The organism is Pseudoalteromonas sp. NZS127_1 (assembly GCF_015864295.1).
In the GTDB taxonomy this organism is placed as follows: Bacteria; Pseudomonadota; Gammaproteobacteria; order Enterobacterales; family Alteromonadaceae; genus Pseudoalteromonas; species Pseudoalteromonas arctica.
Window position 1 is genome coordinate 1 of sequence record NZ_JADYXO010000036.1, and the last position, 18385, is coordinate 18385.

General features: G+C 39.3%; 17 protein-coding genes and 2 tRNA genes. 10 read left to right on the forward strand and 9 right to left on the reverse strand.

Annotated elements, in window-relative coordinates; all coding sequences use genetic code 11:
* Positions 1-99: 99 nt before the first annotated feature.
* Positions 100-1317, reverse strand: coding sequence for an S-methyl-5-thioribose kinase (mtnK, locus tag I6F50_RS19415; RefSeq protein ID WP_197120156.1), 1218 nt, complete (start codon positions 1315-1317; stop codon positions 100-102).
* Positions 1318-1446: 129 nt separating this feature from the next.
* On the opposite strand from mtnK, the gene mtnA reads away from it, so the two are divergent.
* Positions 1447-2475 carry an S-methyl-5-thioribose-1-phosphate isomerase gene (gene mtnA / locus I6F50_RS19420; RefSeq protein ID WP_165729515.1) on the forward strand — a complete coding sequence of 343 codons (1029 nt, stop codon included), beginning with the start codon at positions 1447-1449 and terminating at the stop codon, positions 2473-2475.
* On the opposite strand, the gene I6F50_RS19425 is transcribed toward mtnA, so the two are convergent.
* The 4 genes from I6F50_RS19425 to I6F50_RS19440 all read right to left on the reverse strand — a co-directional run bounded on the left by I6F50_RS19425 (position 2464) and on the right by I6F50_RS19440 (position 5509).
* On the reverse strand, positions 2464-3528 hold the full coding sequence (locus tag I6F50_RS19425; protein WP_101217511.1) for a RelA/SpoT domain-containing protein: 1065 nt from the start codon (positions 3526-3528) through the stop codon (positions 2464-2466). The two genes, mtnA and I6F50_RS19425, sit on opposite strands and share 12 nt — an antisense overlap.
* 129 nt (positions 3529-3657) lie before the next feature.
* Positions 3658-4200, reverse strand: a complete 543-nt coding sequence (locus tag I6F50_RS19430; protein ID WP_165740098.1) for an acireductone dioxygenase — start codon at positions 4198-4200, stop codon at positions 3658-3660.
* Positions 4197-4883 (reverse strand): acireductone synthase, encoded by a 687-nt coding sequence (mtnC, locus tag I6F50_RS19435; RefSeq protein ID WP_165740100.1) that lies wholly within the window; start codon positions 4881-4883, stop codon positions 4197-4199. The genes I6F50_RS19430 and mtnC overlap by 4 nt, the downstream gene beginning before the upstream one ends.
* A complete protein-coding gene (locus I6F50_RS19440) occupies positions 4880-5509 on the reverse strand; it encodes a methylthioribulose 1-phosphate dehydratase (RefSeq protein ID WP_197177070.1) in 630 nt (209 codons plus the stop codon). The genes mtnC and I6F50_RS19440 overlap by 4 nt, the downstream gene beginning before the upstream one ends.
* A 108-nt stretch (positions 5510-5617) precedes the next feature.
* Here I6F50_RS19440 and I6F50_RS19445 point away from each other — a divergent pair, with 108 nt between their 5' ends.
* The 3 genes from I6F50_RS19445 (at position 5618) to I6F50_RS19455 (ending at position 9012) form a co-directional block, all read left to right on the forward strand.
* The gene (locus tag I6F50_RS19445) at positions 5618-6760 is read left to right on the forward strand and encodes a methionine aminotransferase (RefSeq protein ID WP_197120155.1); all 1143 of its coding nucleotides are present in this window, start codon (positions 5618-5620) and stop codon (positions 6758-6760) included.
* Positions 6748-7521 (forward strand): amidohydrolase, encoded by a 774-nt coding sequence (locus I6F50_RS19450; RefSeq protein WP_165740104.1) that lies wholly within the window; start codon positions 6748-6750, stop codon positions 7519-7521. The genes I6F50_RS19445 and I6F50_RS19450 overlap by 13 nt, the downstream gene beginning before the upstream one ends.
* Positions 7522-7596: 75 nt before the next feature.
* Positions 7597-9012 carry a mannose-1-phosphate guanylyltransferase/mannose-6-phosphate isomerase gene (locus tag I6F50_RS19455; protein WP_197177072.1) on the forward strand — a complete coding sequence of 472 codons (1416 nt, stop codon included), beginning with the start codon at positions 7597-7599 and terminating at the stop codon, positions 9010-9012.
* A 30-nt stretch (positions 9013-9042) separates the two neighbouring features.
* Here I6F50_RS19455 and I6F50_RS19460 read toward each other — a convergent pair whose 3' ends face one another.
* The 3 genes from I6F50_RS19460 to I6F50_RS19470 all read right to left on the reverse strand — a co-directional run bounded on the left by I6F50_RS19460 (position 9043) and on the right by I6F50_RS19470 (position 12612).
* Complete coding sequence (locus tag I6F50_RS19460; protein ID WP_197177074.1) at positions 9043-11199, reverse strand: response regulator; 2157 nt, start codon at positions 11197-11199, stop codon at positions 9043-9045.
* Between the two features lie 167 nt (positions 11200-11366).
* Positions 11367-12023, reverse strand: coding sequence for a response regulator transcription factor (locus I6F50_RS19465; protein WP_004334929.1), 657 nt, complete (start codon positions 12021-12023; stop codon positions 11367-11369).
* Positions 12024-12243: 220 nt separating this feature from the next.
* Positions 12244-12612: a histidine triad nucleotide-binding protein gene (locus I6F50_RS19470; protein WP_007579887.1), complete on the reverse strand. Its 369-nt coding sequence runs from the start codon at positions 12610-12612 to the stop codon at positions 12244-12246.
* Between the two features lie 92 nt (positions 12613-12704).
* On the opposite strand from I6F50_RS19470, the gene I6F50_RS19475 reads away from it, so the two are divergent.
* Positions 12705-13304: a DUF2057 domain-containing protein gene (locus tag I6F50_RS19475; RefSeq protein ID WP_121955040.1), complete on the forward strand. Its 600-nt coding sequence runs from the start codon at positions 12705-12707 to the stop codon at positions 13302-13304.
* A gap of 58 nt (positions 13305-13362) precedes the next feature.
* On the opposite strand, the gene I6F50_RS19480 is transcribed toward I6F50_RS19475, so the two are convergent.
* Positions 13363-15204 (reverse strand): M1 family metallopeptidase, encoded by a 1842-nt coding sequence (locus I6F50_RS19480; protein WP_165740108.1) that lies wholly within the window; start codon positions 15202-15204, stop codon positions 13363-13365.
* Between the two features lie 143 nt (positions 15205-15347).
* On the opposite strand from I6F50_RS19480, the gene murB reads away from it, so the two are divergent.
* The 5 genes from murB (at position 15348) to I6F50_RS19505 (ending at position 18381) form a co-directional block, all read left to right on the forward strand.
* Positions 15348-16355: a UDP-N-acetylmuramate dehydrogenase gene (murB, locus tag I6F50_RS19485; RefSeq protein ID WP_165740110.1), complete on the forward strand. Its 1008-nt coding sequence runs from the start codon at positions 15348-15350 to the stop codon at positions 16353-16355.
* Positions 16355-17347, forward strand: a complete 993-nt coding sequence (birA, locus tag I6F50_RS19490) for a bifunctional biotin--[acetyl-CoA-carboxylase] ligase/biotin operon repressor BirA (RefSeq protein WP_165740112.1) — start codon at positions 16355-16357, stop codon at positions 17345-17347. Before murB ends, birA begins: the two co-directional genes overlap by 1 nt.
* On the forward strand, positions 17344-18054 hold the full coding sequence (locus tag I6F50_RS19495; RefSeq protein WP_165740114.1) for a type III pantothenate kinase: 711 nt from the start codon (positions 17344-17346) through the stop codon (positions 18052-18054). The genes birA and I6F50_RS19495 overlap by 4 nt, the downstream gene beginning before the upstream one ends.
* A gap of 126 nt (positions 18055-18180) precedes the next feature.
* Positions 18181-18256: transfer RNA gene (locus I6F50_RS19500), tRNA-Thr, on the forward strand.
* 40 nt (positions 18257-18296) lie between these two features.
* Positions 18297-18381 (forward strand) — tRNA-Tyr (locus I6F50_RS19505).
* The last annotated feature ends 4 nt before the right edge of the window (positions 18382-18385 follow it).

Genomic DNA, 18385 nt, shown 5'->3' on the forward strand with positions numbered 1-18385 from the left:
CTTAAGTTACAAGCCATCCTGGAAGGCTACGATTTAGCAAAATCTCTTGAGCCAGACTTGTGATCAAGAGACAGCTAATAGCGCCTTTTTTAATGTTTTTTAATTTAATTGGCTTATTAATAAACTAAAAAATGCTTCTTTGTTGTTGCACGTGTGGGCATTCAAAATAAGTTGCTCGCCTAGTGCTAATGTTTGTTTTTGCACTATAAGACGCGCCTTATCATCACCAATACTATCTATATCGGTTACATGTGCGAGCCCTATGGTGCGCCTAATTAACTCAGCACCACAGTAACCAATGGCGTCTTGTAATACCCCTTTTATAAAGTATTCACTGTAGCCTGTAACCTTTAGCGCAACTTCAGTAGTGTGCTCATTTATAAGCGTAAGCCAATGTTGTTCAAATAAGGTATAGCATTCAACAAGGGTGCTTAATAAGTGGGTTTGATAATTACGACGAGTCAAAAAATCTTCAATATGCCCGTATTGTGCGCAGTAATTTAAAAGTAAATTACCAATAAAAGAGCCAATATCGAACCCAGTAGGACCAAAAAAACCAAACTCAGGATCGATCATCTTTGTATTATTACAATCAACAAAAATACTGCCGCTATGCATATCACCATGGAGTAATGTTTGCGGGTTAGATAAAAAATTAGCTTTTAATTTTGCTATTTCTAACTTTAATGCGCTGTTCTTGTGTATTGCATCAACTTCGCTTTGTAGTTGCTTTGGGTAGTTATTGCGTTCGTGCTCAATGTACGGATCGCTAAAAAATAAGTCTTCAGTGATTTGGCAAAGCTCAGGGTTAGTAAATTGGCTAACGAGCGCTTTTTTAGTTTGTGCGGTTAAATAAAAATCTGAATTATAAAAACCAGTATGGCTTAAGTAGGTCGCTACGTGCTGCGCTAATTTAGGAAATTGCTCAGCATTATTTTGTGCAGTTCGCAGTATTTGTAAATTACCTAAATCTTCTAAAATAGTCAGTGCTTGCATTTCACTATAATGTAAAACCCTAGCAGTATAAGTTGGGCAAATAGCGCCATGATTAAGCAAAACTTGTGCTTCTATACGAGCTCTATCAAGCGTTAATGGCCACGACTCACCCACGCAACGCGCATAAGGCAGAGCTTGCTTTAAAATAACACTATTGTTTTGCTCATCAGTAATTCTAAATACTAAATTAAGATTGCCATCACCAAACTCATATGCCGATAAGGCTTGTCCGGGAGCAAAAAAATTACATTGTTTAGATTCAATTAATGTCGATACATAATCGATAGCGCGCTGTGCATTAAAAGCAACATAGTTAGTCATGGTTTAAATCTCAAAAATCAGCTTTTAAGCATTCTATACCTTTAAATGTTTAGATGTCTACAAGTCCAACTTGAGAGTTATTCAAAGTGGTGTAAAATAACGTTACGCATTTTTAATACCTTAAGCATTATGCAAAATTTAATCGCAAGCAGTTTAAAATATGAAAACGGGTCGCTTAGTGTGCTCGACCAATATTTACTACCTCACCAGCAGGTATGGCATCAATGCCATGATGTAGAAACCATGAAAGAGCTGATCATTAGTTTAAAAGTACGTGGAGCTCCACTTATTGGTTTAAGCGCGAGCTTGTTAGTGGCGTATTTAGCTGAGCAAGGGGTAGTTAAAGGTGAGCTTGAAAAAGCAATCAATGAGCTAGAAGCCACTCGCCCAACGGCGGTTAATTTAATGCATTGTATGGCTGCATTGCGTAAAGCTTTAACGCAAAGCGGTTATGTTGCCGGTATTGTTACCACAGCTGAGCGGTTGTTTATTGAAGATATTGAGCTGTGTGAGCGAATGGCAAGCCGTGGCGCCGAACTTATAAATAGTGGCGACAACATATTAACCCATTGTAATACAGGGGCGCTTGCAACCGCTGGTATTGGTACTGCACTAGGTGTTATTTACAAAGCGCAGCAAAAATATGGCAACGTACATGTGTGGGTTGATGAAACACGACCATTATTACAAGGCGGTCGCTTAACTGCCTTTGAGCTTGAGCGCTGGAAAATACCTTACACTCTAATTTGCGATAATATGGCGGCGAGTTTAATGGCTGCAGGTAAGGTGGATAAAATAGTGGTAGGGGCTGATCGTATTGCTGCCAATGGTGATTTTGCCAATAAAGTGGGCACCTATAATTTAGCCGTACTTGCGTATTTCCATAACATTCCATTTTATGTAGTTGCGCCTATTACCACGCTTGATACCAACACCGCGTGTGGTAATGATATAGAAATAGAGCAACGTAATCCTCAAGAAGTGCGCGGAGTTAGCGGTAGCTTTGGTGAGGCTTTATGGGCGCCCACTAATGCTAATGTGTATAACCCTGCATTTGATATAACGCCGGCAAAACTGGTCACAGGGTGGGTGTTAGATACGGGTGTGTATAACCAGCAACAAGTATTAATGGGTAAACTTAAAGAGCTAACTCAATAATATGCGACTGAATTCTGAAAGAAACTCAGAGGTACTATTTAGGTAGTTGGGGTAGGCTTTTTCTATTGATTTCAAGTCGCTCCCTGCAACTAGAAGCACGTTATTGTGAGTTTGTTTTTCTTGTTCAGCGTAATGCGTTAGAGCTTCTTGCTTTTTATTTTCTGCATATAAAAAGACTCGACCCATTTGTGTTTCTGTGTTGTGAACGAGTAAAGCAAAGCCTGTATCTTTCGATTTATTTTTAATTTCGTCAACTTGGAATGCGCGATTAAATGCATCAAGCTTATGAAATGCGGCTAGCTTTTTATTTAGTGCCGAAAGCTCATCAACAAAGGTCTGCGATTGTTGTGAACTTAATTGATTTGAACCATCTTTGACTGCAAGAAACTCACCCATGATAAAAAATAATCGCTTCCAATCTGTGTCGGCTGCTTGGGGATTGGTTTTTAGTGTTTCTTTTTCAATAATATCTACAATTTCAACAGTAGTAGCCCAAAGGTGCTGAAGCCTAGTGCGTAACTGTACTTCAATTTGAAAGCCTTTATAATCGTGAGATTTTAAATTGTTATAACTTTTATAAACACGATGAATACCTCTATAGCCTGTCGCTTTTGGGTTTTCAATATAATCATATGATTTAACGCTATGAACTGCTCTACTCGAATCTAAACTTGCGTTGAGTTGATATAGATGCTCTAGATTATCTAAGATTACTCGGCAGCCACCTATGTCGTGCATTCGCTTCAGATTTATTGCGTTTTCACTTTTACCATCCAACGAGGCTCTTTGTAACTTATCTATAATAGTTGGCAAGCGCTTTAAGCGTCTAACTATAGTCGCCGATTCTAGCAAATGAAGCTTTTTTACATGTTTCCATACGAGGTTTTTAATAATAGTCAGCGGATATAAATGTGCTGCACGATAGTTTTGTACAACCTCTATTGCAAAGTCAAAATCACCTTCATTTTTACGAAAAATACGACCAGCCTTTTCAACTTGCTTACGTGAGTAGGCTAGTTGTTGTTTAGACTTTTGATATTGTTCGTTCACCATTGGAAAGTTACTCTTTATCAGCTGCATTGCTAAAATAATATTACAGAGTTAAGTGATTGAAGTCATCCTGCAAATTGCATAAATACGCTTATAGAAAATATAGTTTAGGCATGCGTGCACTGAGCTTTATTAATCGAGTAAGGGAAATTGCTCTGCAATAGACGAGTCAGTACTTTTTGCTACCCAGCCCTCTGTATTGTTAAATAAGCGAATGGCAGTAAACTCAGGAGCGCTTCCCATATCAAACCAATGCGGGGTAAGTTCAGGCACTGAAATTAAATCGCCTTGTTGGCAAAGTACCTGATAAACCTTATTGTCTAAATGTAGGCAAAATAGCCCTTGGCCTTTTACAAAAAAACGTACTTCGTCTTCACTATGAGTATGTTCAAATAAAAACTTTTTGCGCAGCTCTGATGAGGCAGGATTACCTTTAGCTAGAGATATAACGTCTACTGTTTGATAGCCATTTTCAGTTTTTAACCGATCTATATCGTTTTTGTACGCACTAATAATTTGCTCATGGGTGGTGTGCTCATTAATATCTGCATTTGCTTGCCACTGTTCAAAACGTACGTTTACTTTAGCTAGTTGCTTTGCAATATCATCAGCATTTGATGTGCTTACAAGTGCTTTGTTTGCATTGTTGTCGGCATACACTGTTAATTGGCTCATACTAATTGCTCCAATTTAAATTGGCTAAAGTCATTAATATAAGGATGTGTTTTGGTGTTTGCTTGCCCATCACGAATTAAATGTAATGTTTTTATGCCCGCAGCTTGCGCGGCATCAAGCTCGCCGGCTACATCACTTAAAAAGAGTATTTCTGCTGCTTTAAACGGTAACAGATCAACAATAGTGTTATAGGCTGTTTGCTCTTGTTTTGCGCCAACTTTGGTGTCAAAAAAGTCAGTAAACAAGCTGCGAATGTCGCCATAATCACTGTATTTAAAAAGTAGCTGCTGCGCTTTTACCGACCCTGACGAGTACACATACAAAGTAATATCGTTGTTGTGTTGAGCTTGTAAAAAATCAAATGCATCTGGGTATAAATGACCTTTAAAATCACCGTGTTCATACCCTGTTTGCCAGATTAAGCCTTGTAACTGCTTAAGTGGAGTGATTTTTTTATCTTCATCAATCCAGGTAAGTAAGGTGGTAATGACTTCTTCTATATTGGCGTTTGGCTTTTCGATAAGGGCTTTTACGGCACTAATTTGCTCAGCTACATCTGGCTTATTAGCATTGGCACGTACAAAGGTAGGTAATTGCTTTGCCGCGTAAGGAAACAGCACCTCTTTAACAAACGAGATGCGGGTTATTGTACCTTCGATGTCGGTTAAAATGGCTTTAATCATTTAGTTACTCCCGCTTGAATACCTATTATTTTTAGGCGCTCTAGTTCGCAACTAAATAAAAACTCTAAGGCTTCTAGGTGGCGGCGAACTTCATCAATATTGCGCCCTACAGCATATAAGCCATGACCACGTATAAGTACGCCATGCTCTATTGGTGTATGTAAATGATGGTCACTGACCAGCAGGCTTAATCGGTCAATATCTTGATCGTTATCGAAAATAGGAATGCTCAGCGTTTCTAAATGCGAAGTAAAGCCGCTCAGTGCTTTTTGCATTTCATAGCCTGTTAAATCAAGCTGATGCCTTTGGCTAATTTGCGACAGTACGGTGGCGGCTACAGAGTGAGTATGCAAAACACACTGTGCATCAGGTATAAGCTGATACAAACTTAGGTGTAATTGTGTTTCTGCCGATGGCTTTACAGCTCCTGCTAGGCGCTCGCCTTGGTGATCTAATTGCAAAAAATGCTCTTGCGTCAGTGAGCCTTTATCGTGCCCACTTGCTGTAACAACAAAGCCAGTGCTAGTACGAGCTGAAAAGTTTCCACCTGTTGCGGGTACCCAGCCTTTTTGGCTAACCCATTTTCCGGCTTCAATAAGTTGTGAAATAGCGGTATTGTTTTGCATACATTCCTCACTAATGAGCGTAAAGTTAATTGTTTTTAGACGGCTATACTTCTGTTTTAAGCAATGATAGCATCGCTTTAAGCGCAAAACCATCATTAAGGGCATCACGTGTTTGAAAGTAAATTACCAAATTTAGGCGTTAGTATATTTAGCCAAATGAGCGGGTTGGCTAATGAGTTTTCGGCAATTAATCTCTCTCAAGGCTTTCCTGAGTTTGATGCTCCTGATCTTTTAAAAACGCAGTTAAATTATTATGTGCAGCAGGGCGTTAATCAATATTCACCTTCAAGTGGTGTACCACGATTACAGCAACAAATTGCTGATTTAGCAAAGCGCAAATATGCAGCTGATATCAACGCAGCTGATCAAGTTACTGTTACCTCAGGTGCAACAGAGGCATTGTTTGTGGCTATTCAAACAATTGTGCGCCCAAGTGATGAAGTGATTGTATTTGACCCTGCATATGACTCTTACCAACCGGCAATTGAACTCGCTGGTGGAAAGTCAGTACACATTGCTTTAAGTGCGCCAAATTACACTATTGATTGGCAAGTAGTAAGCCAAGCAATTACTAAAAATACCCGTGCAATTATTATTAATACGCCTCATAACCCAAGCGGTAAAATATTACAGCCACAAGATATAAAAGCGCTTAAAGAGTTAGTTGGTACTCACAATTTGTATGTAATAAGCGATGAGGTATATGAGCACATTACGTTTGATGAACAACCGCATTTAAGCGTATTACGCGATGATGAATTATTTGCCAAAAGCTTTGTTGTATCGAGTTTTGGTAAAACGTTTCACAGCACGGGCTGGAAAATGGGTTACTGTATTGCACCTGCAGATTTAGCTGTCGAATTTAGAAAAATTCATCAGTACGTTACGTTTTCAAGTTTTACCCCCGCACAGCATGCGCTTGCCGATATGCTCGAGCAGCAAGGCGAGCATATAGATGAGCTAAGTGGGTTTTATCAGCAAAAACGAGACTTATTAGCGAGTCATTTAAGTAACAGCCGTTTTAAAATTTTACCTAGCCAGGGCACTTACTTTTTATTGTTAGATTACAGCGATGTATCGGATTTAAACGATGTTGATTTTTGCCACTGGTTAGTTGAGCAAGCCGGTGTTGCGGCTATTCCGTTAAGTGTTTTTTATCAAAATCCACCAACCGACAAAGTCATTCGTTTATGCTTTGCTAAAAACGACAACACTCTCATAGAGGCTGCGCAAATATTATGTCAACTTTAACCATTACAGCATTGCAAAGCTCGCTTTATTGGCTTGATAAAGATGCTAATTTAGCCATGTTTAATAAGCAGCTTGAGTCAATTACGCATCAGCCCGATCTTATTTTATTGCCCGAAACATTCTCGACTGGCTTTGCTATTAATTTAGATTGTGCAGAGCCCGAAAACGGTAAAGTACTGACGTGGTTAAAGGCGCAGGCTCATAAACATAATGCGTTTATTGCGGGTTCGGTACTTGTTGCACAAGGCGATAAAAAAGCAAATCGGTTTTATTGGGTAAAACCCGATGGAGAGGTGAGTTATTACGATAAGCGCCATTTATTTCGCTTAGGCAGTGAGGGCGACTACGTTGTAGCAGGGCAAGCACGCAAAGTTTTTGAAATCAATGGTTTTAAACTATTACCGCAGGTATGTTACGACCTGCGCTTTCCGGTATTTCAACGTAATAATAACGACTACGATGTAATGATAAACGTAGCAAACTGGCCTGCTGTGCGCCGCCATATTTGGGATACGTTACTTATGGCGCGTGCAATGGAAAACCTGTGTTACGTAGTAGGCGTTAATCGTGTGGGTGACGACGGTAATGGTGTGGCGCACAATGGCGGTACCGCAGTATACGACTTCAAAGGCGATGCGTTAACTAAAGCGCAAGATGACGCAGAGCAACTAGTTACTATCACACTTGAAAAAGCACCACTGGATGAGTTTAAAGCAGCGTTTCCTGCCTATTTAGATGCAGACCCTTTTACATTAATATAGACACGTTAATTTAGCGCAGAGCCAATAAAGTGTTAAAATAGTCGCAGATATTTTTGTTGGCGGCTAATATACATTATGAACACTTTAATCACTCCTGTAATTTTAGCTGGTGGCATAGGCTCTCGCTTGTGGCCGCTTTCTCGCCAAGCAATGCCTAAACAATTTTTACCACTACTAAATGAAAACACGTCATTACTGCAAAGTACATTGGCGCGTGTTTCTAATGAGTTGTTTGATAATGCTATTTTAGTGTGTAATGAGCAGCACCGATTTATTGCCGCCGAGCAAGCTGCAAGCTCAATTCCTACTGCATTATTACTCGAACCCAAAGGTAAAAATACCGCTCCTGCCATCGCATTAGCCGCCCACTATGCACTGCAAAATGGGATTACCGGTCCGCTATTAGTGATGCCTGCCGATCATCATATTAAAAACTTTGATGTATTAACAGCTAAGCTCCCTGAAGCTGTAAAACTTGCTGCGCAAGGAAAGCTAGTTACATTTTCTATTACGCCTACAGAACCGCATACTGGTTATGGCTATATAAAACAAGGCGCGGCTATTGCTGGAACGGGTTGTTACGATGTTGCTCAATTTAAAGAAAAGCCTGACTTAGATACAGCGAACCGTTATTTAGCTCAAGGTGGTTATAGCTGGAATATCGGCATGTTTTTATTTACCCCAGCGACCTATTTAAAAGAGCTCGAGCGGTTTGCGCCAAAAATAGCAACGAGTGTCGCTGCAGCAACACAATTTACTAAAGATTTAGGGTTTACCCGCCCAAGCAGTAGTGCGCTTGAGCACTGCCCAAGCGATTCAATTGATTACGCTATTTTAGAGCGCAGTAATAACGTAGTTGTTATGCCTGTTGATTTAAAATGGAGTGATGTAGGTAGTTTTTCATCCCTTGATGCGCTTACAAAAAAAGATGAAAACGGTAATAGCTTAAATGCTAATTATATGGCTCAAAAAAGCACTAATAACTTAGTTATTAACGAGACTGAACACACTATTGCCACGCTTGGAGTAAGCAATTTAGCAATTATTCATACTCATGATGCCACGTTAATTGCAAACCAAAATGAGCTAGATTCTTTGCCTTTGTTGCTTAAGCAAATTGCTACAACACAGGCCGATAAACTTAACCATCATCAAGTGGTTTTTCGCCCATGGGGGAATTACCGTACTTTGGTTGAAGGCACTGGCTTTAAAGTTAAAAAAATTACTGTTAATAGCGGTGCTAAGCTTTCGACGCAGCGCCATCAGCATCGTGCTGAACATTGGGTTGTGGTTTCGGGTATTGCAGATGTGTGTATTAATGAGCAAGCGCATACGCTAACGCACGACCAATCGTGTTATATCGCCGCAAAACAAATTCATAGCTTGGCTAATAATCAAAAAGAGCCGTTAATTGTCATTGAAGTGCAAACCGGTGCTGTACTTGATGAAAGCGATATAGAGCGATTTGATGATAAATATGGAAGAGGCTAATAATTAGCTATTTTTAAAGCTAATTCACTATTACTCTAACTGCCCACGCACAAACTTTAAATATTGCTCTAAGCTGCGTTGCCACAGTTCTAACGCTTCATCAAGCATATCGTTGTGTGGCTTTTTATCGAGTAAACGACGTTCTATTTTTTTCAGCTCAATACCATAGCGATTAAAACCAAGTTGCAGAGCGGTACTTGCTTGGCGATGTAAAAGCTTAATGCATTGCTCTGGTTGTTGATCAATAAGCTTTTGACAGCGAATTAGCTTGTTACGCGCCGAAAGCACAAACTCATTATAAATCGACGATACTTCATCTTCACTAAACGAGCTGGTGAGTGTTTCGGCCGCTGTTTTGTCATACAACGTATCAATAAGCTCTACTGCAATACTCGCAGTTTGATTAGATTGAGAGTCGCTAAGTGCTTGGCGAAGCTTTTCGTGCTTAATAGGCTTGCCTACAATGTCTTTTATTCCTAATTCTAAATACTCTTTTACTTCGTCTGGGCTAAGGCTTGCAGTAAATGCGAGTACTGGAGTTCGTTGATTTTTATGATCAATGCGTTTTAGACGTTTAAGTACTTCTTGGCCTGTTAAATCAGGTAGATTCATATCAAGCAAAACAACATCGAAGTGGTGAGCTTGCATGAGCTCTATGGCGCTTTTCCCATCTTTTGCGAGCTTAATTTTGTGTTCATCGTCGGCCATAAATTCTATAGCAATTTTTTGATTTAAATCTAAATCTTCAACCAGTAGTACATTAAGACCTGTTAAGTAATCTTTAGTTTGATGGCGCTGCTCTACAAGGCTTAATTCACCTAAAGTAAAAGTAACGGTAAAGCTAAATACACTACCAGTACCAAGCTGGCTGGCTATTTCGAGTCGGCTACTGAGCTTTTCAAGCAGGCGACTGGTAATAGCTAAACCAAGGCCGGTTCCGCCTTTCTCTTTTCCTGCACTACTTTGTACATAAGGTTCTGTTAAGTAGGCTATCTCATCATTTTCTATACCTGGCCCTGAATCTTTGACACTAATTTTTATAGTGTGCTCAAGTTGTTTTTCTAATACTAAATCAACCTGAATTTTAACGGTTCCGTGGTCTGTAAACTTAATGGCATTACCCACTAAATTAATAATTATTTGCCTAAGTTTTTGCTGGTCGCAGTAATAACAGGCTTGCTCAGGAATATTACATATTAGTTCAAACTTGAGTTGCTTTTGCTCGGCGAGAGGGCTTAGTAATAAACATAAATTATTAAGCCATGTTTTAAACTCTACATCTTCTTCGTAAAGCGCTTCGTCACTTTGATCTAGGCTCGCGTAATCAAGGACCTTATCTACCAATAAGTTAAGTGATTCGGCAGAATTTATAATCGCTTCGCAATAGGCTTTATTGCGGGTATCACTTGTTTGGTTCATAACAAGTTGGGCGCTGCCTAAAATACCGTTTAGCGGCGTGCGAATTTCGTGGCTTATAGTTGATAAAAAGAGCCCGCGTATTTCTAAATCTTTTTGTGCTTTATCGGCTAATTTATTGAGGTGCTGCTCTCTGCGCTCATTACATAATAACGCCATACCTGCAGCATAAAACATGGGTGCAATCACGCCATTTAAAAATAGCAAAGAGCTAAACCAGCCGTTTACTAAAAGATTTTTTTGTTCAATGTTATCCATAAATAACGAGCGGCCAATAAAGCTTAAAGCAACAAGCGTTAAAATGGTTATGTATACAATACTGCCATTAGGATAGGGTTTGCGTGCACACTTAATAAATATAAACAGTAAAAAACCGGCTTCTGCTATGTGTTGTATATCGGATGCAATCACTCTTTCGTGTAAAGATGGGTCAAAAAAGGTGTAATAGCCAAGCATTACAGTGCAAAAAGCGGTCACTGAGCAGAGTAATTTAAAACCAATACCGCGATAATTTAAAAATTGACTAAGTGAAAGGCAGTGCACTATTGATGCGGCAAACATCATGCTACTGGCAGCGCTAATAATTACTAAATTATGTGTATCACCAACAAGAGTAAAGCCAATAACAGAGCCTAATAGCAATATGGGATAAAAAATGTATAGCAGCGTGCCCGATATTTGTTTGTTTGTTCGCCATGTCAAAAAGTTAAGTAAGGTCATTACGACCATGATGGCGATGCTGGCAAAATAAAGAGTGAAGGAGTCGAGCATTAATATTCCAGCAAAGTAGCTATTAAACTAAGATTATCAAAAGTATACACTTATACCAATTATCAAAACAGATCACTTAGGCAAGCAAATTGGTATTAAATAAGTGTGTAACACATACAAAAACAGACACCTAAGTGTCTGCTTTTAAATTTAAACTAAATATTTGATTAACGAATTTCATCAGGGATATTTTGTTGTGCCCACGATAGAAGTTCAATACGGTTACGACATTTGGTTTTTCTAAATGCGCTGTATAAATGTGTTTTAACAGTATGTGGACTAATACTTAAATCTTCTGCGATCTCTTTATTTTTGGAACCTTTACTCATTAGTGAGATTATTGCTTTTTCTCGCTTAGTAAGTTTAACAGGCTCAATATCACCTTCGGTTAGTTTATGCAGCGCATCTTTATTAAATTGCAGCATACGATTTAATGCATTACACATAATATCGCGACGGTACCAAAGTTGATCTTCAAGTAGTAAGCGAATACCTTTCATTAATACATCGGCGTTATCTGTTGTGTAAAATACGCCACGAATACCGCTTAACAATGCACGATTAGCAAGCTCAGGGTTTTCGTCTAAATTAAATAATATGATATCGCATTTAATACGTAGGTTTACTAGTTGTTCTTTTAGTTTTCCCCATGCATCCTTGCTTGATGTTTCAATAAACAAAAGTCGAGTCCCTTCAGGTATGTCTAAAATATTAGTACCTGTGGTTACGTCAAGGCCTTGCGTTTTTAACAAAGGTTCTAAAACGTTAATACCAATAGTGTTAATTGGCTCTTGATCTAATAACAAAAAGGCTGAACTGCTCATGTTTTTTATACTCTTTTATAAAGCTGACTGACTAAGTTTACCACGACTTCCACACCTTTTGTATTAGAAAATCGCTGATGTACTCAATAACAAATACGATATTACGATTATTTAAACACAAAATGTTGCAAATAAGTAACTATTTATTCTTTATAACTATGAAAAATCATAACATTTGTAACTAATTAATTGAGTGGAACAATTTAATAAAAACTTTTAATTATTTTACTTTTTTTACATTTTGATAAGGTGGCCAGCCCATTTCTTTACCGCCAAGCATGTGTAAATGTATGTGATAAACAGTTTGCCCACCATGTTCGTTACAGTTCATAACTACGCGGTATCCGTCCTCAGCAAAATTATGTTGCTTAGCTAATTTAGCTGCAACTACGTATAAGTTGCCTACTAAATGTGAGTTTTCAGGATTTATATCATTTATAGTAGCAATTGCTTTTTTTGGGATAATTAACACATGAAATGGCGCTTGTGGGTTTATATCTTTAAATGCGAGAGTGTTTTCATCTTCGTAAATAATATCTGCCGGGATTTCACGATTAATGATTTTGGTAAAAATAGTTTCTTGGCTCATAGTGTGTTCCTAATTAAGTGTTGTGAATTTTAAGCTCACTAATGACAAACTTTCAAAGCAGTGTCAAACTGAAATCAAATAAAGGAGTTAATATGCTTAAACCAATTTTAATAAGTAGTGCAGTTGCATTACTACTTAGTTTTTCGGCTAATGCTGAGAATATTCACTTTCCAGAAGAATTTGTACCACTGCAAGTGGGCGATAAAATGCTAGAAAGCTCTTTGTTTAGTCGTATTGATGATGTAGAGCTTGCTCCCGGAACTTATCAGCTTAGGCTAAAGTACACCGATTTATATGAAGATGATTATGACACGCACGAAGTTGTGGAGTCGGAACCATTTTGGGTAAGTGTAACTGTTGAAGCAGGTAAAGATTATACCTTAGTGTTTAATCGTGCTGAAAATGCAGTATCTGCAAAAGTATTTGCAGAAGCACCACAAGTTAGTTTAAAAGCAAAAAGTAGCGCTGTTGCTAAGCCTTTAAGTGTTATTTCTAACACGCAACTAGCAAGCAATAAACCGGTAATGCAAAATACATTGCCTGCAGGACCTTCACGTCCTAGTCAGCCGATAAAGCCGATAGCACCAATTACAGGTAAAGGAATGCCAAGTGCGCCGCAAATGCTTGATTTTTGGTGGCAACAAGCCACAACTGCAGAGCGTAAAGCTTTTTTAGAAAAAGTAACAAAGTAAAATAACAGAAAAACAAAAGGGCCAAATTTGGCCCTTTTTAGTTTCTAGTTAACGCTATTTATTCAAATAATGCGTCAATAGTACCTTGCGCAAGAGGGTGATACCCAGGGCGTGCTTTTAAGTACACGCTTTGTGCCCAGTCTTTTTTACCGTTAGTGATAAGTGATTTATATAACGGCACAATTAACTTACGACGGCCAATACCTGATAAGTGCTTATTAAGCGCAGGATAAATTGGTTGATAACCATTACCTACTGCTAGCATAAACCAAGCAAACGCACGTTCAGCGTTAGTTGATTGCGTTAGGTTAAATTCACTATCAAGCTCGCTCATTTTCTCTATGCTTAAATCGCGTGGTAAGTTATTTAAAAAGTGTAGCCACTCATGTACAGACCAATCAGCCGTTGGTAGTTGAGCTGCTGTTGTGTCGCCTTTCAACCATGCTGCTGTTGCAGTATCTACTTTATCAAATGCATCAGAAGTAGGGTTTGGTGCATCACTTGGTAAGCCAGGTTCAAAAATCCACTCGTTTACTTTATCCATGCTTACAACACCAGGATACTTTTCAATTAAGTTAGCTTTTAAGTAAGTAACAAATTGTGCAGTAGTCAGTGATTTAAACGAAAACTCTTTAAAGTACGCTTTCACAAATGGGTCAAATTTATCGCGACCGTATTTGTTTTCTAAGTAAATTAAGAATAGTTGACCTTTAGTGTAAGGCACTGAGCTAAATGCATCGTCTGGATCGCGTCCGTTAAGTTTTAAATTAAGGCGAGTGTCTGGCGCGTCAATTGTTTTAAGTTGCGCACGTAGTGATGCAGAATCAAGTGCTTGTTCCATAACCGCACGGTCACGGCCAAATACTTCTTCCATAATGCGGTTTTCAACGTACGAGGTAAAACCTTCGTTTAACCATAAATCTTCCCACGTTGCGTTAGTTACTAAGTTACCTGACCAAGAATGAGCAAGCTCATGGGCAATAAGGTTAACTAAGCTTTTATCACCGGCAACAACCGTTGGAGTTATAAATGATAAGCGTGGGTTTTCCATGCCACCAAACGGAAAACTTGGCGGTAGCATTAATAAGTCGTAGCGACCCCATGCATATTCGCCGTACATGGCGTTTGTTTTGTCGATCATGGCTTGGGTGTCGTCAAATTCAGCAACTGAGGCATCTAAAATTGTCGGCTCAGCAAATATGCCCGTTTGGTGCGACATTGCTTTAAATTCTAAGTTACCTGCGCCAATAGCAATTAGGTAAGGTGAAATTGCTTGCGGCATATCAAAAATGTAGTCGCCATCTTTATAAAGCGCATCTTTGTTATCGGCACTCATTACAGCGCGTATATCTTTTGGTGTATGAATTCGTGCAGAGTAAGTTACACGCATTGCAGGTGTATCTTGCACTGGGATCCAACTACGTGCATGAATTGCTTGCGATTGGCTGTACATAAATGGATGCGTTTTACTTGCCGTTTGCTCTGGTGTTAACCATTGCAGGCCTGATGCCTCTGGGCGGCTGTTATAGTAAATACGCACTACTTCAGCTTGGTTTTTAAACTTAATAGTAAGCTTTGAACCTTTAACGTCATCACGCTTAGCTAAATCAAAAGTTGCTTTTTTCCAGTTACCGCTTTGATCTTTGTACATTACTTTATCAATGTCTAAGTCGCGGGTATCAAGTACAAGCGTTCTGCTTTTGCTGTTGTTCCACTGAAGAGTATGCTCAACAAAACCTTCTAACTGCTTGTCGGCAAAGTCGACATCTAAATCAAGGTTTAAGTGAGTAGTAACAACATCATCAAGGTTAGCATACGAGTTTTGGTCAATCGCATTAGCCATTGCTTGCGAACACATACCCGCCATAGCGAGGCTTAAAAAAAGAGGTTTAATTTTCATCATTACTCTGAACACAAATAAAAAAGTGATGGTTTTATATCACGATTGGCACGGTGGGTTGAGTGATTTTTACAATCTAGTGCCACATTTGCGACGATGAGGTAAACTATTGCGATTAGTTACCGGTATTTTTAGAGAGCTTTGTGGCGCATTCATTACACTCCTTACATACATTCGCATTAAACAGCCAATGCCAAAATTTTGTTGAAATTACTCAGCTTGAGCAACTTAAAACGCAAAGTTTTAGTGCACCGTTTTGTTTGCTAGGCGAGGGCAGTAATACCGTATTTTTAAATGACTACATGGGTACGGTTATAAAAATAGCCTTAAAAGGTATTAAAATCACCGAGCGTGAGAGCGACACACTAATAAGTATTGCTGCAGGCGAAAACTGGCATCAACTAGTCAGTTATTTATTAGAGAAAAATATACCCGGGCTTGAAAATCTAGCTCTTATACCGGGTACGGTTGGCGCATCGCCGGTGCAAAATATTGGTGCTTATGGCGTTGAGATAGCTAAATTTATAGAGTCGGTAGAATACTTTGATATAACCACTAAAACTATGCACTCGCTAAATAATACGCAATGTGAATTTGCCTACAGAGACTCAATATTTAAACATGACCTTAAAAATAAAGCGGTGATCACGCAAGTGCATTTAGCGCTTCCAAAAAAGTGGCAACCAGTTTTAAGTTATGGCCCTTTGCAGCAGCTAGATGTTATTACACCGCAAGCAGTGTTTGAGCAGGTTATAAAAACGCGTAATAGTAAATTACCAAACCCATATACATTGCCAAATGCGGGCAGTTTTTTTAAAAACCCAATAATAACTAACCCCCAGTTAGCTGAGCTATTAAAACAATTTGCAGATTTACCCCATTACGAATATGGGGACAGCCATCACAAGGTAGCGGCTGGTTGGTTAATCGATCGAAGTGGTTTAAAAGGATACCGCGAGGCAGGTGTAGAAGTGCATGAACAACAAGCGCTAGTGCTTGTTAATCACGGAAATAGTGAAGGTAGTGACCTAATAAAAATGATTAAACATATTCAGCAAGTTGTTTATACGCGCTACAACATTATGCTTGAGCACGAAGTACGTTTAATTAATCAAACTAGCGAATGTCATATTAGTGTGGAGCCAATATAATGAAAGCACCTGATGGAAACAAACTCGCTATTTTAAATGCACTCAACCAAGGTGGCTTTGTATCTGGGCAAGCTTTAGGTGAAGAGCTTGGAATTAGTCGAGCTGCGGTTAGTAAACATATTAAAACGTTACAAGAAATGGGCTTGGATATTTTTAAAGTAACCGGCAAAGGCTATTGCTTAAATAACCAAGTGGGCCTTTTAAATAAAACGCAAATTGATCAGCACTACAAAGCGCTAGGTGCTAATACTGCCGATGTAGAAGTGCACCCTATTATTGATTCGACCAACAGCGAGCTTATGCGCCGTATACAGGCTAAAACAGCGGTTGAGTCTGGCACTGTTATTGTTGCTGAAATGCAGCAAGCAGGGCGCGGCCGACGCGGCCGTGTTTGGCAATCCCCATTTGGCGCTAATTTGTATTACAGTTACTTTTGGCGTTTAGATGACGGGCTTCAAGCTGCAATGGGTGTATCAATTGCGGTAGGCCTTGCTGTTTATGATGCAATTAAAGCGTTATACCAAATTGACGTAGAGCTTAAATGGCCTAACGATATTTATATAAATAAACAAAAACTTGCAGGTGTATTGGTTGAACTCGACGGACAGCCGCAAGGACCTTGTCAGTTAGTGATTGGTATAGGTATTAATTTACAAATGCCTGAGAGTTTTAGCCAACATATAGACCAAGCGTGGACCGACTTAAATCAACATACTCAAAAGCTTGATAAAAACCAGCTGGTGGCGTCACTTACTTATCATTTAGAGCAGCGTTTAGTGCAGTATAGTCAAACTGGTTTGCAAAATATGTATGAGCAATGGAATTCACTCAATGCGTTTGCTGGCGATTACGTTGAGCTAAATACTGGGCACAGAAGCTGGCGTGGAATATGTGAAGGCATTGACCCACAAGGTGGAATACGAATTCGCCAAGACGGTGAAGTAAAAAGTTATTACGGCGGGGAAGTCTCTCTTCGAAAGGCGCAAGTATGAGATTACTGATCGATGTAGGAAATACATCACTAAAAGCTGTGCTGTGGCATAACGAGCAAGCACAACCAGCAGATATAAATAACCTACCTTGGGTGCAAATAACCGAAGTGATTTATGCATGCGTAGGGCGCAGTGATTTACTGAGCGATATTTTCGCGCAAGCGGCTAGCAATAATATCATTTGCTTTGAAGCTAAGGTAACCAAAACGCTTGGAGGATTAATCTGCGCATACGAGCATGTGGGTAACTTAGGTATAGATAGGTGGTTGGCGCTTATTGCAGGCTTTAAGTTATACCCACATAAAGCATGTATTGTTGTTGATGCAGGCACCGCCACCACAATTGATGTGCTCAATAGTGAAGGGCTACATTTAGGTGGCTGGATTTTACCCGGGCTTGATTTAATGACCTCGTCGCTTACGCAAAACACCCAACGTGTTTTTGATGACGGTAAAACACCATTTACTAATGAATTGGGTAAAAACACGCCAAATGGTTTAAAAAATGGTGCATTAGTGGCAACCATCGGGGCAATTGAGCAAGCTAAGCTGCATTTAACGGCTCAAAAAACAGAACAAGCAACACAAATTATTTTTGCTGGTGGCTATGGCTCACTATTACAGCAGCAATTTGCAGGAAGTATTTTTGATTCATTGCTTGTAATGAAGGGACTAAATTATTGGCGCGAACTAAGCAAAATAGTATAAAAAAGTGAAAAAAACGTGTTTTCGCGTGAATATTGAGCATTTAAACTAAAAATTTACACTTTTTTTAATTTTATTGTTGCATCCCAATAAACCTTACTCTAATATCTCGCCCCGTACTAAAGCAGTGCCGACTTAGCTCAGCTGGTAGAGCAACTGACTTGTAATCAGTAGGTCAACCGTTCGACTCGGTTAGTCGGCACCACTTTCCTTTTACCGGAAGTGAATTAGTAGAGAATTATCGTGGAGGGGTTCCCGAGCGGCCAAAGGGATCAGACTGTAAATCTGACGGCTCAGCCTTCGCTGGTTCGAATCCAGCTCCCTCCACCACTTT